Origin of the sequence: Cupriavidus taiwanensis (assembly GCF_900249755.1) — a bacterium.
GTDB classification, from domain to species: domain Bacteria; phylum Pseudomonadota; class Gammaproteobacteria; order Burkholderiales; family Burkholderiaceae; genus Cupriavidus; species Cupriavidus taiwanensis_D.
On sequence record NZ_LT976853.1, the window covers coordinates 1264652 to 1282128 of the forward strand.

19 protein-coding genes and 1 tRNA gene are annotated in these 17477 nt (G+C 63.2%); 2 read left to right on the forward strand and 18 right to left on the reverse strand.

What is annotated here, in order from left to right; translation table 11 throughout:
- The 4 genes from CBM2594_RS05775 to CBM2594_RS05790 form a co-directional block, all read right to left on the reverse strand.
- A partial coding sequence (locus CBM2594_RS05775; protein ID WP_198048098.1) for a hypothetical protein occupies positions 1 to 348 on the reverse strand: 348 nt, incomplete at its 3' end.
- Positions 349 to 406: 58 nt separating this feature from the next.
- Positions 407 to 1645 carry a tyrosine-type recombinase/integrase gene (locus tag CBM2594_RS05780; protein ID WP_232346569.1) on the reverse strand — a complete coding sequence of 413 codons (1239 nt, stop codon included), beginning with the start codon at positions 1643 to 1645 and terminating at the stop codon, positions 407 to 409.
- Between the two features lie 1105 nt (positions 1646 to 2750).
- Positions 2751 to 4109: a phage major capsid protein gene (locus tag CBM2594_RS05785; protein ID WP_116357706.1), complete on the reverse strand. Its 1359-nt coding sequence runs from the start codon at positions 4107 to 4109 to the stop codon at positions 2751 to 2753.
- 316 nt (positions 4110 to 4425) lie between these two features.
- Positions 4426 to 4866 carry a hypothetical protein gene (locus CBM2594_RS05790; RefSeq protein ID WP_116356004.1) on the reverse strand — a complete coding sequence of 147 codons (441 nt, stop codon included), beginning with the start codon at positions 4864 to 4866 and terminating at the stop codon, positions 4426 to 4428.
- Positions 4867 to 4967: 101 nt separating this feature from the next.
- On the opposite strand from CBM2594_RS05790, the gene CBM2594_RS05795 reads away from it, so the two are divergent.
- A complete protein-coding gene (locus tag CBM2594_RS05795) occupies positions 4968 to 5204 on the forward strand; it encodes a hypothetical protein (protein WP_147310406.1) in 237 nt (78 codons plus the stop codon).
- Between the two features lie 239 nt (positions 5205 to 5443).
- Here CBM2594_RS05795 and CBM2594_RS05800 read toward each other — a convergent pair whose 3' ends face one another.
- From CBM2594_RS05800 to pepN, 14 genes are all read right to left on the reverse strand, one after another.
- Complete coding sequence (locus CBM2594_RS05800) at positions 5444 to 5830, reverse strand: hypothetical protein (protein ID WP_116356005.1); 387 nt, start codon at positions 5828 to 5830, stop codon at positions 5444 to 5446.
- A 212-nt stretch (positions 5831 to 6042) separates the two neighbouring features.
- A complete protein-coding gene (locus CBM2594_RS05805; protein WP_147310407.1) occupies positions 6043 to 6501 on the reverse strand; it encodes a hypothetical protein in 459 nt (152 codons plus the stop codon).
- Complete coding sequence (locus CBM2594_RS05810) at positions 6498 to 6872, reverse strand: hypothetical protein (protein ID WP_116356006.1); 375 nt, start codon at positions 6870 to 6872, stop codon at positions 6498 to 6500. Before CBM2594_RS05810 ends, CBM2594_RS05805 begins: the two co-directional genes overlap by 4 nt.
- A 16-nt stretch (positions 6873 to 6888) precedes the next feature.
- Entirely contained in the window at positions 6889 to 7125 is a 237-nt protein-coding gene (locus CBM2594_RS05815; RefSeq protein WP_116356007.1) for a hypothetical protein, read from the reverse strand.
- 16 nt (positions 7126 to 7141) lie between these two features.
- Positions 7142 to 7342, reverse strand: a complete 201-nt coding sequence (locus CBM2594_RS05820) for a hypothetical protein (protein WP_116356008.1) — start codon at positions 7340 to 7342, stop codon at positions 7142 to 7144.
- A 59-nt stretch (positions 7343 to 7401) separates the two neighbouring features.
- Complete coding sequence (locus CBM2594_RS05825) at positions 7402 to 7893, reverse strand: single-stranded DNA-binding protein (protein WP_198048099.1); 492 nt, start codon at positions 7891 to 7893, stop codon at positions 7402 to 7404.
- Positions 7894 to 8047: 154 nt separating this feature from the next.
- A complete protein-coding gene (locus CBM2594_RS05830) occupies positions 8048 to 9757 on the reverse strand; it encodes a YfjI family protein (protein ID WP_116356009.1) in 1710 nt (569 codons plus the stop codon).
- Positions 9750 to 10181 (reverse strand): DNA primase, encoded by a 432-nt coding sequence (locus CBM2594_RS05835; RefSeq protein ID WP_147310408.1) that lies wholly within the window; start codon positions 10179 to 10181, stop codon positions 9750 to 9752. Before CBM2594_RS05835 ends, CBM2594_RS05830 begins: the two co-directional genes overlap by 8 nt.
- A gap of 111 nt (positions 10182 to 10292) precedes the next feature.
- Positions 10293 to 10592 (reverse strand): hypothetical protein, encoded by a 300-nt coding sequence (locus tag CBM2594_RS05840; protein ID WP_116356011.1) that lies wholly within the window; start codon positions 10590 to 10592, stop codon positions 10293 to 10295.
- A 140-nt stretch (positions 10593 to 10732) separates the two neighbouring features.
- On the reverse strand, positions 10733 to 11290 hold the full coding sequence (locus tag CBM2594_RS05845; RefSeq protein ID WP_147310409.1) for a hypothetical protein: 558 nt from the start codon (positions 11288 to 11290) through the stop codon (positions 10733 to 10735).
- On the reverse strand, positions 11287 to 12288 hold the full coding sequence (locus CBM2594_RS05850) for a tyrosine-type recombinase/integrase (protein WP_198048100.1): 1002 nt from the start codon (positions 12286 to 12288) through the stop codon (positions 11287 to 11289). Before CBM2594_RS05850 ends, CBM2594_RS05845 begins: the two co-directional genes overlap by 4 nt.
- A gap of 72 nt (positions 12289 to 12360) precedes the next feature.
- Positions 12361 to 12436: transfer RNA gene (locus tag CBM2594_RS05855), tRNA-Thr, on the reverse strand.
- A gap of 144 nt (positions 12437 to 12580) precedes the next feature.
- Complete coding sequence (locus CBM2594_RS05860) at positions 12581 to 13597, reverse strand: class 1 fructose-bisphosphatase (RefSeq protein WP_116356013.1); 1017 nt, start codon at positions 13595 to 13597, stop codon at positions 12581 to 12583.
- Between the two features lie 97 nt (positions 13598 to 13694).
- On the reverse strand, positions 13695 to 16403 hold the full coding sequence (gene pepN / locus CBM2594_RS05865; RefSeq protein ID WP_116356014.1) for an aminopeptidase N: 2709 nt from the start codon (positions 16401 to 16403) through the stop codon (positions 13695 to 13697).
- Between the two features lie 295 nt (positions 16404 to 16698).
- Between pepN and CBM2594_RS05870 the strand changes: the two genes are divergently transcribed.
- Complete coding sequence (locus tag CBM2594_RS05870) at positions 16699 to 17334, forward strand: DUF4136 domain-containing protein (RefSeq protein WP_373457566.1); 636 nt, start codon at positions 16699 to 16701, stop codon at positions 17332 to 17334.
- Positions 17335 to 17477 lie beyond the last annotated feature (143 nt).

Genomic DNA, 17477 nt, shown 5'->3' on the forward strand with positions numbered 1-17477 from the left:
AGCAATGCTGCGCAAGATGTCTTCGTTGTAGATGCTGGCTGGCACGCGATTCAGCAATAGTTCCATTGCATCTATGGCCACCTGAATGGGTGTCCCGGCGAAGTCCGTGATGACATTGCCTTCAGCGTCGCGGTGTTCCTCCGTCTCCAGATCGAACACGCCTTGAAACGCAAGCAGATGACCATTTACCTCGACGCCAAACGCTTCTCTGTATCGGCTTTCAACTTCGATGAACGGGTCGGCTAGTTTGGCGCCAAATGCTCTACAGAAATGCCGATCCATCTGCTCCCACGTGCGCACGTACAACTTGTCGATGTCCTCAAGCGTTAAGCTGATTGATGTTGTCATAGGGTGTCTGTACTGAGTCTTGTATGCCGATGTGAGACTGGTATGCGCTAGCGTCCGCTCAGGCGAGCTGCCTCAACGGATAGACGTTGGCGCCGAGTTTCTGGTCTAGGAAGTCGCCCCACCATTGCATCAAGGCGTGACGTTCCTCAAGCCGCTGAGAGTGATCGTAAGCGCGGCTAACCTTGTTGCCGATGGCGTGGGCAAGCTGGAGCTCAATGGCGTCGCGGCCATAACCACTGCGCTCGTTTAGTAGCGTCGATGCAAGTCCCCGGAAACCGTGGCCAGTCTGCTTCCCTTCGAAGCCGAGGCTTTTCAGAGCCTTGTTAATCGTCTCCGCCGAGATGGCCTGGTTACGCGGATCTTTGGTGCCGGGAAACAGAAGGGGGTACCGACCAGTAAGCGGTTGTAGCTCGTTGAGCAGTGCGATTGCTTGACGGCAAAGCGGAACGATGTGCGGCTTGCCGGATGCTTTTTGCGCTTGCGTGCCCTTCATGCGTTCGGCAGGGACGCGCCATTCGCGAGCATTCCAATCGATTTCGTCCCAGCGTCCCCAACGAAATTCGTTTGTCCGCAAGAACGTGAGGGTGAGCAGCTTGATCGCGATCCTTGTCTCCGGTGCTCCCTTGTAGCCGTCGATTTTTGATAGGAGCGACGGCAGCTCATCTTCCGTCACGCGGGGATAGTTTTGCGCGGGCGGCCTGGGGCTTAAGTGTTCCCGAAGGCCGGCGGTTGGATCTCGATCAGACGCGCCGATTGCGCAGGCGTGCCGACATATGCCGCCACAAGCCTCCAGAGCCTTCATCGCAATTTGATGGGCTCCGCGTTGCTCGATCCGCCTCAGTACGGCGAGGACCGTGGGGCCATTCAGGCTGCCAATGGGCCGCTTTCCAATTTGCGGAAAGATATCGTTGTTGAGGATTGCCGTGACGCGCTTGTCATGGCTGGCGCTCCATCCCTTGCGCTTGATGGTAAGCCATTCGTTTGCGATGGCCTCGAAGGTATTTGCGGCAGCGGCCGCGGCGGTTTGCCGGTCAATTTCGCGCTGGAGGGCAGGGTCGATGTTGTCGGCCAGCAGACGTTTTGCTTCGGCGCGTCGGTCCCTGGCTGCAGCCAGGCTGACCTGCGGATAGTCTCCAAACGTCAGCAAGTTTTCCGCCTTCGTGCCCGGCCGCTGATACTTCATCCGCCATTTCCGGGCGCCACTGGGTAGTACTTCCAGATAGAGGCCCCCGCCATCGCGGAGTCGGTTGCCGCCGTCGGCGCTGTACTTGGCCTGGCGGCATTGGGCGTCAGTCAAGGGGAGGATTCGTTTGGGCATCTGATACCCCGAAAAGTCCATACCCCCAAAAATATACCTCATACCCCATAGGCTACCCCCAAAAAGTGCTGTAGTAGTTGGGCAACCTTGGGCAACGCTGGGCAACAAAAAACCCGCAGAGCCTTACGCTGTGCGGGTTTCTGGGCAACGCTGGTCAAACTTTGGAATTCTTGTGGTGCCGAAGAGAGGAATCGAACCCCCGACCTTCTCATTACGAATCAGACTTCGTGTGGCAAGCGTTGGTGATTTTACACGAGCCACTAGGTAGGCGTTCGGTAGCCACTTGGTAAGCGTTGGTAGAGCATTCTATTCGATACATTGCCGGCGTCCTGATATCGAGAGCCGCGATTCTGGGAAAAGGGGCCACCCCGGCACCATCAAAACCATCAAAACCCCTGACCATAGACCAGCACCACCCCGGCACGAATCGCGGCTTGTAGGCGCCCACGTGGGCTTCGGCAGGCATCGCCGAGGCTCGGACGATGGCAGCTAGAATCTGGCGTCACCGTTATGACGCGATTCGCCCATGATCCCGATTACCGAACGATTTCCCAAGCGCCGAAGCCGCGCCGCCGTCCTGAACGGCAAGCGGAGGCGGCATAGCCGAGCCGCAAAAGAAAACCCCGGCGCAAGGCCGGGGCAGGTGTGTCGCTCGTTTGGCCCGTCATCGCCGCCCGTCGCCGGTTTGCAGGGGGGCGGCATGCCCGCGACACGTGCAAGACCATAACACGGACGCGCTATTTCATCGGGTAGGGCTCTTGCTCCGCTAGACCGAGGGCGGCGCCGAGCTCGCGGCAATCAGTACACAAGTTTTCGAGGTTCCCGAACAGCGCAAGCACGAAGCCGATGCCCTGGCCGAGCTCGCGGTAAGTGTCGCGCCCGCGATGGAGTACGATGAAAGCGGCGCCCGCATAAGGCGGGCAGTTTTCCGCTCGGGGCGCCATCGCACGACTTCGGCAGCGCGCGCCGTCAAGCGCGACGCGGGCATGACCTGTCGGCGACTCCCGCGAACAGGAAAAAGGCCGGCCAGCGCCGCCGCTTGACACTCACCTGAAGCGGCGGCGCTATCCCTTCCGGCCCCTCGTCAGTACGTCACGCCGGTCAAGAGCGTCACGCATTGCGCGCGACGCGATTGCCAATAAATGAAGCGTTCCGCTCGGATGCCAACCAAGTTCTGCTGCCACAAGCTGACCAGCGTGCCGGTGCCATCGTCGGACATTTGCAAGCTCGCCTCGCGGCTAGCGTCGAGCGTGACTTGTCCATCGTCAGCCAGCAGGATTTCACGCGGGCAAACGAGCGCAATGAACGTGGTGTCAGGATCGGCCTCGGTAGCGCCCTCGGTAATCGGCACACTCGCCGAATCGACAATCGGAAAACCTTTCAGCGTTCCGTTCGCTTCGATGGACGGATAGGCGACCTCTTCGTTCGTGTTGCGCAAGTTGGCGAGGCTGATTTTCGTGCGCGGGTTCATAACCCAATACAGGCCGGTGAGCGTGAGCCCTTGCGAGGCCATGTAGCTAATCATGCCGGTCAAGTCGCTATCGACAGCCGCGAGCGTGGCGCCGGTTGATGCCGCCGAGTGCGCACCGTTCGTAATGCTCGCGGGGCTATTGGCCGCAGGATTCGCAACCACGGTTGGATCAATGAATTGCTCATCGATAAAGGTGCCAATCGTTTCGACCAGGTCGTCGCGTACCAGTTGCTCGGCAGACGGCGACGAAAATCTCGCCAGTTCTTCAGTAATGGCGACGATGCCCGCAACCTTCGCCCAGGGCAACGTGATCGCGTCAAAGCCGAGCCGGCTAACGGGCTTCGGTTTGTTCTCACCGACCCACCCGACACTGGCCCCCGCTGTCTGACGCGGAATCCGGATATTGAAGGGCACGCGGCGAAAGCCGTCGATGCGGCCAATGATCGTAGCGGGCCGCAGCAAATCAATGAATTCCTGCGCCATGTTTTGATACTCGACCAACGGTGCCGCCCAAATAGGGTCGCTCGTGGTGCCGGCGCTGACGGCGGCTTTAATCACATTGACCACCTCGGGCGAGGTACTGCTATAGGCGGTCTTGGCGTATTCGAGCGATTGGTGCAGATTGCCACGGCCAGCAGCGAGCGCCATCGCGTAGCGGGCAAACGCCGTGCCCTTCGGCAAATTGGATTTGGTATTGCTGACGCCGCGAGCGGTGGGGTTCTGCGGGTTCGGGCCGCCGGGCACATGGATGCCTTTCGCGCTCAAGCCAGACATGGTTTGCTGGCGGCGCAGCGTCGCAAGCTCGGCGTCGATGCCTTCAACTTCGCTAGCGAGCGAATCAAAGCCCAATTGCTCGCGCGAATCGAGCGAGCGGCCTTCCATCGCGGCTTTCTCGTGTAGCGTTTCCATCGAAACGATACGATCAGCGCGCGTGCGCTCCAATTCTTGAATGCGTTGCGTGAATCCAGACATGGCGAATACCTCCAAGTAGGAATAGCTCGGAGCGCCATCGCACAATTACTTTTTAAACAGGGGAGGCGAGATTAAAACCTCGCATGGAAAAAGAAACCCGCCGAAAATCAGGCGGGATCAAGAGGTGAGAAATGATTTCCTTCGCGATTGAATCGTAGGTCGCCGTTGTGGTAATGGCAAAAAAAGAGGCTCGCCGTTGCGGACGAGCCTTGTGCGAAAACGTGGTTTGTAGAGGGCGTTAATCCCTTGAGCACTACTGAAACGGAAGTGATTAAAGAAAACGCATGCACGGCGTCGATGGCACGCCGGCACGCGCTTAGACCATAGCCTCGGCTGAATGGCGGCGCAAGCGCGCGTGCTCAATCGATTCCGAAATCTTCGCGCGCATGCCACCAGATTTGGGCTTCGTCTGGCGCTGGCCGGCCATCGCCGCGAGCGCGGCCCAGCAGGATTGCGCGAAGGGCTCGGCGGCAGGCTCGGCGGCGGCGATGGTGATGCGCACGCTGCGCGCCCGGCGCAGGCGGGCAACAGCGACAACGTTGGCAATGCATCGGCGCGCGCCCTCGGCGTTCGGGCGGTGCCATAGCGCGCAGTCGGGCTTGCCGTCGACCAGCAATCGCACATGCACCAGGTCGGCGACGCGCTCGTTCAGCGAAACCTGCGCCTCAATGTGCAGCACGTCAGCAGGCCGGCGCCAGTTTGGGTCGATATCATCGTGCTCGTGCCAGCGCAGGCTGGCTTTCGTCTGTAGCTTCATGTTTTCCCCTGAATAGTTTTCTCAGGGTAGGTCGAGCGGCCCGGCCTATCGGCTCTCAGCGGCATGGCATCATTCAGCCTTTCCAACGGGAAAGGAATGCAATGAGCTATATCCTGCTGTGGGTCACGTTCAATCCTGTCTACCTTGGCGAGTACGCATCCCGAGAGGCATGCAACGCGGCCAGGGTTGCTGTCGCTTCCGCTGCTAGTGCAAGCTACACAGCCGTAGCGCCGAGCGTAACGGCGGGTATCGCCTCCCTTCCATTCGGCAAGAAGATGGATATCGATACATCGCCAGAAGCTACAGAAAAGATCATGCTCTGCGTTCCCAAGGGCTAGACCAAACGCCACGTTATAAGCGCTCAGAAATGTGCCGACCACGAGATACCGCCGCCCGGCGCTAACCAAGAGCCGGGGCCTCTGCGGCAAGGGTTGCGATAGCCGGCGGAAGAGTGCGGGGCGGGAATGCCCCGCGTGGGGTTTGCATAACTGCCAGAATCGATTTTTTTGGCGCGGGGTAGGCAGAGGTAGCGCCCCCCCTCTTACCCCGGTTTTCTGAGCAAAATTTCCGGGGGCGATCACCTGGCCGGCAGGGTTGCCGGGCGGGGGATGCGGGCGAGCTCCCCGTAGCGATCCAGCACCGATTGCAGGCGTGCCAGATCGACGACGAGCCGGCGGGCGGCTTCCTCGATCTCGGAAATGCGTCCGCCGGGATGACCGGCCCAAAATTTCTCGCGCTCGAAGAGCCTCGGCAGCGTATAGGCCAAGTCCTTGCCGGTTTCGGCCAGCGTGCTGGCAGCACTGTGCAGGCTATTGCCGGCATGCCCGGCCAGCGAGCGGCCAAGCTCTTCGAGCTCTTGTAGATCGAGCGTGAGCATTGCGGCGTGCCATTCCTCGGGCGGCATGTCCTCGGCCCATTCCAGCCGGGCAACGAGGTCGAATCGTTCAAGCGTGCTTGCTGTCATGTCAGGTTCCTTTGCGATTGCCGGCGGGTTGCCCCCGGATCGGATCGGGATCGGGCGGGGATCAGGCCGAGGTCATGCGCCGCCGGGGCCGGGCAATTTTTCCGGCCCGAAAACGCCGGGGCCGGATTTGGGGATTTTTGCGCAATCGCAGCTTCGGCAGGCGCAGGGATGGGGTGCCTCACGATTTTTCCAGAGGCCCCCCAGCTCGCCGATCATCCGCCAGACGGGCCGCAGCACTGGCAGTCTCGACCGTTGCGTCCCGCGCGACCTTTGTGTACCACGAGGCGCCAGCCATTGCCTTCGGCAGGGACGCCGGGATCATCACGCATTGCCAGCCACAAAGCGCCGTCATGTGTGATCCAGTCGCCCGCGCGGTATTGCTCATGACGCCGCCAGACGCCGCGATACACCCACGCAGGAATTGGCGCGCTCTGGCAATTTTCGGTGCCATCTGTGAGCCGGTATGCAATGGTGAGCTTGCGGCAATCGGGATCAAGCGTGGCACTGAATTCGGCGATCCCATTGGCACGAATGACCCAATCCAGCGCGAGCGGATGTGGCAGTTCGTCGGTGTCGCGTACCGCTTCCCATGTGCCGCCATCGTGATACAGGCATGAGCCAGCAGCGAAGCGCTTGTTACTGCGACGAGTAAGGCCAGGTACGCCTTTCATAGCTCGCCAGCGTCCCGTGCTGCGCGCTCGCGTTCCAGCCGACTCCACCCCCGATTGAGCTCGGCAATCGAGCGCTCGACCAGTCCGATGCCGGCGCCGAGCATCTTCGGGACAGGCGCGAGCAATGCGCTTTGCGCCGCCTCATCCCACTGGCCGGCGGCGTCGACCACCGTGAACCATTGCGGCAGAGAGAAGCCGTCGATAGGCACCGTTGTATCGACGGCGCGGCGTTCGTTGCCGTTGATTGCGGTAACGCCAAGGTGCCAGCTGCCGTTGTCATGCTGCACAAGCCGGAGCCACAGGCCGCGCCGATTTTCTAGGCCAGCAGCAACGCCGAGGCCGGCGGACGATTCGAAGATGATTTCGCTCATGGTATATCCCTGGTGGTTAGCGCTGCGCCAGCGTCAACACGCCGCCCGCGCTCTTTGCTTGCAGGCGCGTTACCTCGGCTTCCAGTTCCTCGATGCGGCTGCGCATCGGGTCGAGATAGGCACGCATCGACAGATCGATCAAGTCGGCCAGCCGTTCGGGGGTGAGGGTAAAGCCCAATCCAGCGCGCGATTGCAGGGCAGCATCGATGCCGTGCGCAATGAGCCCGGCCAATTCCTCGGGTGTCGGATTCATTTTTTCGATCTCCTCGTTATCGGGCCGCCAGCGTCAACACGCCGCCGGCTTGTTTCGCCTGTACCGCCCGCAATTCCGCCTTGAGCGCGTCGAGCTCGGCGCGCAGTTCGGCATTGACCTTGCGTTGCTCGGCGACGGCAGTGTTGATGCCCTTGGCGACGAGGCCACCGAGTTGCTCGGGTGTCCAGTAGCGGCCTTGCGCTTGTTGCTTAGTCATGGTTCATGCTCCTGTGGTGTGTTGGATTCGAGCGTAGGTCAGTGCTGCGCCGGGGCGCGTCAAAAGGGGATTGGCTCATCGAAGCCGTCAGGCAGTCCAGCATCCGGGCCGGGCGAGGCGCGCGGCGGATAGATGCGGGCCAGGTCTTTGGTGCCGCGCCCCGATGCGTGCCCGGCTGACGAGCGCCGGGGGCGGGATACGGGCTCAGGATCATCTTCCCCCACGACGGCGGCGCGCTTGCGGCGCACGTGGTAGGCGCTGAGCACCGCGTGCGCGACGAGATCGAGCCCGGCCTCGGGCTTGCCGGAAGTGCGGCCCATCCACGCCGTGAGCTTGGCCGAGCCGGCCAGGCTCACCGCATCGCCATCGGCCAGGGCCAGCAGCGCCGCGCCAACCGTGTCCGAGAAGGCGACGACCGACGCGAGGATGGATTCGCCATCGCTACCAGGCACCCGAAGCCGGGCGGATACGAAGCGCTTACCGCTATCCCGGCCTTGCCGCTCGCTCGCCGTGCCGACGAGGCGGCCAGATACCAGAACGTCAATGCTCATGGTTATCCCTCATAGTTCGTTGTCTCCCGCGTTGTCTGCACCATCAAAACCATCGAAACCCCGTGTGTGTTGGAAAAAGTAGGGGGTGCCCTACCATCAAAATCATCGAAACCGGGGTTTTGATGGTTTTGATGGTTCGCTACCCCCCTTCTTTTTAGAATTTCATGTGTCCCGCCAGCAGCAAGGGATGCGCCTCGAAGCGGGTGGTCGGTCGGCCCGGCGTTGCCGGTGATTCGACTGTGCTGCGGCGCAACCAGCCGTAATCGACCAGCATGGCAATCGCCGCCTGTATGGCGGCGGTTTCCCCTAGCAGTCGCCAGCCCTTGACGCGAACATCACGAACGCTGAATGGCATCGGCAGGGCGCCGGCAGCGATGCGCTTGAGCAGTTCCCGTGCTGCGTCAGTATCCGGGCGCAGGCCATATGTGTAGGCTCGTTCGGCATGCGTGCGCAGGTATTCGAACCATGCGATAGCTCCAAACACCGCAGCGGCGGAAATAGGCCCGCCCTCCGGCGTATCCGCAAGGTGAAGCAACAAGGCGAAGGCTGGCACGGTCTTGCGCGCCTTCGCGCAGAAGCCTTCCATCACGGGCGAGAGCTCCCCGCTACGTAGCATTGCTTCGTGTTGTGCCAGCCATTCGATGAAAATTTCGGACGATTCGGGTGCAAAGCGCAGGAAGTGGCCACTACCGTCCTCGTTCGGTTGTGCTTGCACGGATGCCGGTTGCGCGTTGAACAGGCGTGCAAACACTTCGAAGGCAAGGTTGCTCGCCTTGTTGTCAGGGAAGCGGTCGACGTTGCGCCATGCGCGGGACGTGTCGGGCCAGACCAGCAGGAATCGTTGCAGCAGACCATCGCCGCCATCGCCAGCGGCTTCGCGTACGTATTCCCGCAGACGATCAGGCTGAGTGCTGCCGATGACGGACAGCGACACATGGGGGACATGCAGGTTGAAGCCGCGCCCGATGCGGTCGACCGTCCATGCGCCTCTGCCGTTCCAGCCTTGCAGATAGAAGCTGCGCGATCCTTCCTGGCCTTCGCGGTCGAGGCTGCGCAGCAGGCCGACCAGTTCGTCACGGTATACGCCGATACCCTGCGGGTTGTCTCGCAGCAATTCGGCCAATGCTTCCATCGTGGAATCAGTGGTCAGCAGGCGAACCTGCCGCGGAGCTTGGGGCAGTTCAGACAATTGAAGCTCGGCAAATTTACCGTTGCGTACAGCTTGCTTGAACATAGTGCGCGCGGCATCGTTGCGCAGCGCCGTCATTTCCTTGTGGTGCTCGAAGTCGGCCAGTTCCGTCTCATAGGTTTCGCGGGCCAATGCTGCCAAGCGTTCCAGCGGCCTAAAGGCGGCGCCCATGGCCGGGCTTTTCATCGTGCCGGGGCGTCCGACGATGGCGAGCCAAAGATTTGCGTATTCCGTCCAATCATCCCGGTACTTCGGGCGGATGCCAACCTTGCGCCCGAGCGCGATGCCGAGTGCCGCCATAGCGGTGGCGCCAGGGAAATCCGGCGGGCACTGACTGCGCTCGGCAATGTCCGCAACCCATCCACGCAACGCATCGGGCAGAAAGTCCAGATTAAAGGGCTCAACAGGCAAGAGGCCAGACGGCAGCGGTATCGGCTCGGCCCACGTGGGGTTCGCATCGTCATCCGCTTTAGCCTTAGCTTCCCCTTTGGCGGCGGCTTCGGCCTTCTTCTTCTGCCGCGTGGTCTGGTCACCGTGCAGAGATTCATTGCCGCCGAAGTCATGACCGTTGCGTTGCCGCCGGGCTTCGCGTTCGTCGCCTCGCAGATTCTCTTGCGCGCGCGCGCGGACGGCTTCGTCGGCGGCTTGGCGCACCCGCTCGTAGTCGCTAGCCATGGCAGGTATCCAGTGCGGCGGCAAGACGTGCCACGGCCTTCGTCAGTTGATCGGAAAGGGCAGGCGTTACCGTGCCGCCGCGCAGCATCACGAGCGCGCATTGCTTCACGAACAGCCCTTCGGCATAGATGCACTTGAGCGCGTCCATCGGCGCGAAGGGCCGGCGCTCACGCGGCAGATGTTGCCCGCCGGCCAACGCATCATTGGCCGGAAACAAGTCTGATAGAGCCAGGCCGGCGGCGCTCACCACATCGTGGATATCGCAGCCAGCGAAGCAATGCACGAGTAGCCGGCCATCGTCAAGCTCTCGCACGGCAAGCGACGGGCGACGATCCTTGTGGGCCGGGCAGGCCGCGATATAGCGGCCCTTGCCCGTGGGTTTCGCCTCGTCCAGACGCGATAACAACAAATCCAACGCAGACATTCAATCTCCCTCTTTTACGGATGAGCGTTGCCCTTGCGCGGACGCGCATTGCGTCGCGCTAAACGCGATTGGTATTGCTGGAATTGCCGCGCTTGCTGCGGCGGGCAGAGGCTACGCGGGTGCGTCGTCGGTCGTGGGTACGGGGCGAAGCGGCGCCGCTTGCTCGATGGAGATGCGACGAAGCGCGCGAGCCTTGGAGCGGCGCTTGATGATTTCGATTAGAGCTTCCTTAAGGCGCTCGGGGTCATCGGTCATCATCCGGGACGAAATGGTGAAGATCACGCCAGCGGCGAGCAATTCGTCCTTGACATCGGGCGTCAGGAAATAACGCAGGCCATTATCACTTCCGGCAATCGCTTCGCCGTAGCGCTCGCGCCAACCATCGGGGCCATAGACCGGCATCAACTGCATTGTTGTTCTCCATGAAAGGTCTTGTGTTTTGCCAACACTGGCGCGGGGTGTCCGGCCCCGCGTCTTTTCATCATGGAACATAAAAAAAAGACACGTCATATGACGTGTCTGCATTTTTTGGGTGCGCTTGGGGTTTTACTTTACGCGCGCTTTCGCATCATTCGCTCGATAAGCTCTCGATCTGGTAGTGGCTCATCTTTCAGATGTTTTTGGATGCCGCGAATCGAGTCCAATCCCATCATTTCGGCAACATAGGCATATGCATAGGTGCGATATACCTTTCGGTTTTTCGCGTAGCATTGAACGCAGTATTCATAGAAATAGGCGCCAGCCTCGCCTAGCATGTCTGGCGTAAATGCGCGACTATTCCGCGTTGACCGGCGGCTACGTTTCTCGATACCGGCTCGCAGTTCCGGTGATATCTGGTCGAACGTTGCGTCAATGGCAGCAGTGGCGAGCCGATCAAAGGCGGCAAGACTTTCCGGCTTGCGACTGCCGTAGAGAATAGATGCGGAAAAGGCGTCGCCGAGGGCAGCTAAGAGTTCGCCTTTTACCTCCGAGATCAGGCCCTCGATGACGGCTGGCGGGCAGTCCCTGACTGCAGACGGATCAGCCAGACCAAGGATACGAATTTTCCCCGGTGTCTTACGCGGCGTAGTGCGTGAGTTCTTTGGCATGGCGGTTTTCTCTTGCGTCATTCAATCTCGCCCATCACGCGATGGATCAACTTCGCTTTGTGATCCACGCACAGATGGCTGTATCGCTTGGTTACGTCGAGGGTGCGGTGGCCTAGCACGTCCGCGATTTCGAGCAGGCTACCGCCGTTCTGCGCAAGTTGCGAAGCGCACGAATGGCGCAGGTCATGAAACCGGAAATCCTCGATGCGTGCCGCCTGCAATGCAGTTTTCCACGCCTTGTCAATGGTGAAAGGCTTATCCCAATGGCCGATGCGGTGGAAGAGCAGGGCTTCGGGGTGGGGCGCTTTCCCCAGGCGGCGGATTTCCGCCACGACGGCAGGGGGCAGGGGCAAGACTCGCTCATCGCCGTTCTTGGTGCGGTGAAGGTGTGCGGTGCCCGCTTCCAGATCAAGGTCGCGATAGCGCAAGGAAAGCAATTCCCCCTTGCGCGCGCCCGTGGTGAGGGCCATTAGCACCAGCAGATAGAGGCGGTTCCAAGTCGATACCTTGGCGACGGCGAGAAGGCGCTTGCGCTCGGCGGGATTCAGGAATCGGGTGCGGGCATTGTCAGCGGTGCGCGCGGGCACTGCGCGGCAAGGGTTCTGCCAGCCCTTCGGCATCAGGCGCTTTTGCTGTGCCCACGTGAATACGGCGGACAAGGCAGCTTTGGCACGGTTGATGCTGGCCGGCGCCGGTAAGCCCATATCGCGGTAGAGATTGTGGCCGGCATCGTCGCGGCCCATGAAGCGGCGCACCGGGACGCTAGCCCAGTGATCCAGCGCATCGGCAACGTGATCGGGGTCGACTTCGGCGGCTTGCATACCGTCGAGGTAGCCGCACCAGCGTTTCAATACCGAGGGACGAGAACGATCCGAGCCGACATAGGCGGCCATGTAGGCGTCGCACAGTTCGGCAACGGTGAGGGGTCGGCGGCTGGCGCTGGACAGGGCGCGTACCGGTACGACTTCGAAGGCAAGCCGGGAGGCTTGAGAGGCACTTTTTAGGGCTTGGGTTGCCATGTATTGCTCCGTGTAGACCAACTCATTTGGTTGCCACACGTGAAGCCTGAAAACCCGCGCCAGTATTGGCTTTGGTGCCGAAGAGAGGAATCGAACCCCCGACCTTCTCATTACGAATGAGCTGCTCTACCGACTGAGCTACTTCGGCAACATGTTCCGGCGATCTGGAACAGCCCGCAATAGTAGCAGCGTTTTCCGGCCTTGTGAAGCCCTTTTGTGTCGCCGATGCCATCCGGCGCGGGCATGGAAAACGGGGCGCAGGGCGCCCCGTTCAAGGCAGTGCTGGCCGGGATCAGCCCTTGGCCTGCGCTTCCTGGTGGTAGCGCGTGACGCGCTCCACCTCGTTCTTCGAGCCCAGGATCACCGAGACGCGCTGGTGCAGCTTTTCCGGCTGCACGTCGAGGATGCGCTGCTCGCCGTTGGTGGCGGCGCCGCCGGCCTGCTCGACCAGCATCGCCATCGGGTTGGCTTCATACATCAGGCGCAGCTTGCCGGGCTTCTCCGGCTCGCGCTTGTCCCACGGGTACATGAAGATGCCGCCGCGGGTCAGGATGCGGTGCACGTCGGCGACCATCGAGGCGACCCAGCGCATGTTGAAGTTCTTGCCGCGCGGGCCTTCGTCGCCGGCCAGGCATTCGTCGATGTACTTGCGCACCGGCGGGGCCCAGTGGCGCATGTTGGACATGTTGATGGCGAATTCCTTGGTGTCTTCCGGAATCGTGACGTTGGACTGGGTCAGCACGAAGCTGCCGGCCTCGCGGTCCAGCGTGAACATGTGCACGCCGTTGCCCACCGTCAGCACCAGCGTGGTCTGCGGGCCGTAGACGGCGTAGCCGGCGGCGACCTGGTGCGTGCCGGGCTGCAGGAAGTCGGCCTCGGTCACGGTCTGGCCGGGCTTGGGCATGTGCAGCACCGAGAAGATGGTGCCGATCGAGACGTTGACGTCGATGTTCGACGAGCCGTCGAGCGGGTCGAACATCAGCAGGTATTCGCCCTTCGGGTAGCGGTTGGGAATCTCGTAGAACGATTCCATTTCTTCCGACGCCATCGCGGCCAGGTGGCCGCCCCATTCGTTGGCGTCGAGCAGCACTTCGTTGGCGATCACGTCCAGTTTCTGCTGGGTTTCGCCCTGGACGTTGCCGGTGCCGGCCGAGCCCAGCACGCCGGCGAGGGCGCCCTTGCTGACGGCGTTGGAAATGGCCTTGCAGGCACGCGCGACCACTTCGATCAGCAGCCGCAGTTCGGGCTGGATGGTGTTGTGCTTGCGCTGCTCCTCGACCAGGTAGCGGGTCAGGCTGATGCGAGTCATGGTTGGTTCTCCTTGGATGGCCGCAATTCTACATGCCCGGCCCCGCCGGGCCGGGCATAGGGGGCGTTGGCGGGACTGCTTGTGTCGTTCCCGCCGCTCAGCCGGCCAGCGCCTTGCCGACGATCTCGCGCACGTCGCGCGACAGCGTGGTGCAGGCGGCGACGCGTTCCAGCTCGGCGCGCATGCGGTCGCGCAGCGCCAGTTCGTACTTCTGCCAGCGGTCCATCACCCGCGCCAGGCGCGCCGCCACCTGCGGGTTGATGGCGTCCAGCGCCAGCACCTGGTCGGCCCAGAAGCGGTAGCCCGAGCCGTCTTCGGCATGGAACTGCGCCGGGTTGCCGGAGCAGAAGCTGAAGATCAGCGAGCGCGCGCGGTTGGGGTTGCGCAGGTTGAAGGCGGGATGCTCCATCAGCGCGCGCACGGTATCGATGGTGCGCTTGCCGGCGTGCGGGCCCGGCTGCGGGCCGACGCTGCCGCGCTGCATGCCCTGCAGCGAGAACCACTTGTCGATCACCAGCGCGTCGTCTTCGAAGCGCTGGTAGAAGTCGGCCAGCGCGTGCTCGCGGCCCGGGGCGAAGCTGTTGACCAGCGCCGACAGCGCGGCGAAGCGGTCGGTCATGTTGTCGGCGTGCGCATATTGCTGCTCGGCCAGCGCCTGCATCGCGGCGTCGCCGCTGTCGGCCAGGTAGCCGAGCGCGAGATTGCGCAGCGCGCGCTTCGCGGCCGAGGCGGCATCGGGCGAGTACGGGCCCGGCGTGGCATTGGCTTCGTAGGCGGCGATCCAGTCTGCCTGCAGCGCGCGCGCCAGGCCTTCGCGCATGAACTGGCGGGCGCGGTGGATGGCGGCGGGGTCGGCCACGCCCATGCGCTCGGCCAGGTAGGCCTCGGCGGGCAGCACCAGCGCCTGCTCGCGGAAGGCGGGGTTGAGCGTGTCGTCGGTCAGCACCGCGCGCATGGCGCGCACCAGCGCGGGGTCGAGCCTGAGCTCGCGCCCGGCCTGCACGTCGGCCACCAGCTGCAGCAGCGCGCGCGTGGCCAGGCGCTGGCCGGCTTCCCAGCGGTTGAAGGCGTCGCTGTCGTGCGACAGCTGGAAGGTCAGCTGCGCGTCGGTGTACTCGGCATCGACGATCACCGGCGCGGAGAAATTGCGCAGCAGCGACGGCAGCGGAGCCTCCGCGCCGCGCGGCAGGTTGACAAAGCGGAAGCTCTGCTCGGCCTGCGTGAAGTCGAGCACGCGGGTGGTGCCGGCGGGCGCGCTTTCGCCCTCGAGCTGCAGCGGCAGGTCGTTGCCGTCTGCGCCCAGCAGGCCGAGCGCGAACGGGATATGGAACGGCTGCTTGTCGGGCGTGCCGGCGCGGGTCTCGATGCCGACCTTGGGGCAGCGCTGCGACAGCGTCAGCGTCAGGCTGCCGTCGTCCCCGTTCCATGCGGTGCGCGCGGTCACCACCGGCGTGCCGGCCTGGCTGTACCAGAGGCCGAACTGGGTCAGGTCGCGGCCGTTGGCATCGGCCATGGCGGCGCGGAAGTCGTCGCAGGTCACGGCCTGGCCGTCATGGCGCTGGAAGTACAGGTCCATGCCCTTGCGGAAGCCTTCGCGGCCGAGCAGGGTCTGGTACATGCGCACGACCTCGGCGCCTTTCTCGTACACCGTGACGGTGTAGAAGTTGTTGATCTCTTCGTAGCTGTCGGGGCGCACCGGATGCGCCATCGGGCCGGCGTCCTCGGGGAACTGCACCTGGCGCAGCACGCGCACGTCCTCGATGCGCTTGACCGCGCGGCCCGATTCCGAGCCCATCATGTCGGCCGAGAACTCCTGGTCGCGGAATACCGTCAGCCCTTCCTTCAGCGACAGCTGGAACCAGTCGCGGCAGGTCACGCGGTTGCCGGTCCAGTTGTGGAAGTATTCATGGCCGACCACGGCCTCGATATTGGCGAAGTCGGTATCGGTGGCGGTCTGCGCGTTGGCCAGCACGTACTTGGTGTTGAAGATGTTCAGGCCCTTGTTCTCCATCGCGCCCATGTTGAAGTCGCCGACGGCGACGATCATGAAGCGCTCGAGGTCCAGCTCCAGCCCGAAGCGGCGCTCGTCCCAGCGGATCGAATGGATCAGCGAATCCATCGCGTGGCGGGTCTTGTCGAGGTCGCGCGGCTCGACCCACACCTGCAGCAGCTTGTCCTTGCCCGAGGCGGACCGGATCCGTTCCTCGATGCATTCGAGCTTGCCCGCGACCAGCGCGAAGAGGTAGGACGGCTTGGGGAACGGGTCTTCCCACACGGCTTCGTGGCGGCCATCGGGCAGGTCGCGCTGGCTCACCAGGTTGCCGTTGGACAGCAGCACCGGATACGCGGCGCGGTCGGCGCGCAGCGTGACGCGGTAGGTCGCCATCACGTCGGGGCGGTCCAGGAAGTAGGTGATGCGGCGAAAGCCCTCGGCCTCGCACTGGGTGAAGAAGTTGCCGTTGGACACGTACAGGCCCGACAGCGTGGTGTTGGCCGCGGGCTGGCATGCGGTGGTGATCTCCAGCGTGCCCTGCGCCGGCAGGCCGGGCAGCGTCAGCGTGCCGCCGTCCTGGGTGGCGTTGGCCACGGGCTTGCCGTCCAGGCTGACGCCGATCAGTTCGAGTTCTTCGCCGGCCAGCACCAGCGGCGCGTCGGGGGCGCCGGCCACGCGCGCAAAGCGCAGCGTACTGGTGACCACGGTGCGCTGGGGATCGAGCTCCAGCACCAGGTCGGCGTGGTCGATGGCGAACGGCGGCGGGGTATAGTCCTTGCGATAGACGGTAACGGGCGTGTCGGTGCGCAGCATGGAGGGATCCTGTCTTCGGAAGACCGTTAGGAAAAGGGACGGCCGGGGGCGGCCAGGCGCGTGCAAGCAAAGCGCGGCGCTGAAGTCCTCATTGTAGCCAAGGGGTCGGGGCGCGGTCTGACGGGCGGCGCACCAAGCCGGCGCCGGGAATTCCGCGCCGCCGGCGTGGTCTCAGAGACACGCAGGGTTTCAGTGGATGCAAGAGCGAGGTAGCACTATGTGGCAGCGCGCAGGCGGTGTCGGCAATGAGAGGGCAGCGGGCCTGTGGCCGGGGCTGCGAAGGATGCGGGGCGCAATGGCGCTGATGAGCACGCTGCTGGCGGCGCTGCTGCTGACCGGGTGCGCCACCACCGTGACCACCGATGTCACGGCGTTCCGCCAGCCCGGCTGGCAGAACGATGCGCCGCGCACCTACAGTTTCGAGCGCAGCGCCGAGCAGGCGGCCCAGCTCGACCGGCAGACCTATGAGCAATGGCTGGCGGCGGCGCTGGCGGGCGTCGGCTTCGAGCAGGTGCCGGCGCGGCAGGCGCGCTATCTTGTCAGCATGGACTATGACTCCGCACCGGGGCTGGTGCGCGTGGCCGAGACGGTCTACCCGGATCCTTGGTACGGCCCCTGGGGCCCGTACTGGGGCCCCGGCCACTACCGGCCGTGGGGTCCCTGGGGGCCTTGGGGGCCGTGGGGTCCGGGCTACTGGCCGCCGCAGACGGTGGTGCGCGACGTGCCGGTGACGTTCTCCAGCCTGCGGGTGTATTTCAAGGACGCGGCCAGCGGCAAGCGGGTCTACCAGGTCACCGCACAGAACCAGGCCGAGAACGCCAGCCTGCCGGCGATGATGCCGTACCTGATCCGCAGCGCTTTCACTGACTTTCCGTCCGACAGCGGCCGTCCGCGCCGCGTGACGCTGGAGGTGGAAAAGAACGGCAAATGAGTGTCGCCATGGGTGGCCCTGGCCTGCCGCGCGCGGGCCGGTCCGGGCAATGCGTGCGGATGCATGCAGGGGCATGCTGCTGCACCGGCATTGCATACCCAATGGTAAAAGCTGTTTAACGGGAATAATCGGCCCAAAATGCG

Excerpts from the sequence above, each read along its gene's own strand:
- CBM2594_RS05785 (WP_116357706.1), bottom strand. The coding sequence starts at position 4,109 with ATGTCTGGATTCACGCAACGCATTCAAGAATTGGAGCGCACGCGCGCT.
- CBM2594_RS05790 (WP_116356004.1), bottom strand. The coding sequence starts at position 4,866 with ATGAAGCTACAGACGAAAGCCAGCCTGCGCTGGCACGAGCACGATGAT.
- CBM2594_RS05795 (WP_147310406.1), top strand. The coding sequence starts at position 4,968 with ATGAGCTATATCCTGCTGTGGGTCACGTTCAATCCTGTCTACCTTGGC.
- CBM2594_RS05800 (WP_116356005.1), bottom strand. The coding sequence starts at position 5,830 with ATGACAGCAAGCACGCTTGAACGATTCGACCTCGTTGCCCGGCTGGAA.
- CBM2594_RS05805 (WP_147310407.1), bottom strand. The coding sequence starts at position 6,501 with ATGAAAGGCGTACCTGGCCTTACTCGTCGCAGTAACAAGCGCTTCGCT.
- CBM2594_RS05810 (WP_116356006.1), bottom strand. The coding sequence starts at position 6,872 with ATGAGCGAAATCATCTTCGAATCGTCCGCCGGCCTCGGCGTTGCTGCT.
- CBM2594_RS05815 (WP_116356007.1), bottom strand. The coding sequence starts at position 7,125 with ATGAATCCGACACCCGAGGAATTGGCCGGGCTCATTGCGCACGGCATC.
- CBM2594_RS05820 (WP_116356008.1), bottom strand. The coding sequence starts at position 7,342 with ATGACTAAGCAACAAGCGCAAGGCCGCTACTGGACACCCGAGCAACTC.
- CBM2594_RS05825 (WP_198048099.1), bottom strand. The coding sequence starts at position 7,893 with ATGAGCATTGACGTTCTGGTATCTGGCCGCCTCGTCGGCACGGCGAGC.
- CBM2594_RS05830 (WP_116356009.1), bottom strand. The coding sequence starts at position 9,757 with ATGGCTAGCGACTACGAGCGGGTGCGCCAAGCCGCCGACGAAGCCGTC.
- CBM2594_RS05835 (WP_147310408.1), bottom strand. The coding sequence starts at position 10,181 with ATGTCTGCGTTGGATTTGTTGTTATCGCGTCTGGACGAGGCGAAACCC.
- CBM2594_RS05840 (WP_116356011.1), bottom strand. The coding sequence starts at position 10,592 with ATGCAGTTGATGCCGGTCTATGGCCCCGATGGTTGGCGCGAGCGCTAC.
- CBM2594_RS05845 (WP_147310409.1), bottom strand. The coding sequence starts at position 11,290 with ATGACGCAAGAGAAAACCGCCATGCCAAAGAACTCACGCACTACGCCG.
- CBM2594_RS05850 (WP_198048100.1), bottom strand. The coding sequence starts at position 12,288 with ATGGCAACCCAAGCCCTAAAAAGTGCCTCTCAAGCCTCCCGGCTTGCC.
- CBM2594_RS05860 (WP_116356013.1), bottom strand. The coding sequence starts at position 13,597 with ATGACTCGCATCAGCCTGACCCGCTACCTGGTCGAGGAGCAGCGCAAG.
- pepN (WP_116356014.1), bottom strand. The coding sequence starts at position 16,403 with ATGCTGCGCACCGACACGCCCGTTACCGTCTATCGCAAGGACTATACC.
- CBM2594_RS05870 (WP_373457566.1), top strand. The coding sequence starts at position 16,699 with ATGGCGCTGATGAGCACGCTGCTGGCGGCGCTGCTGCTGACCGGGTGC.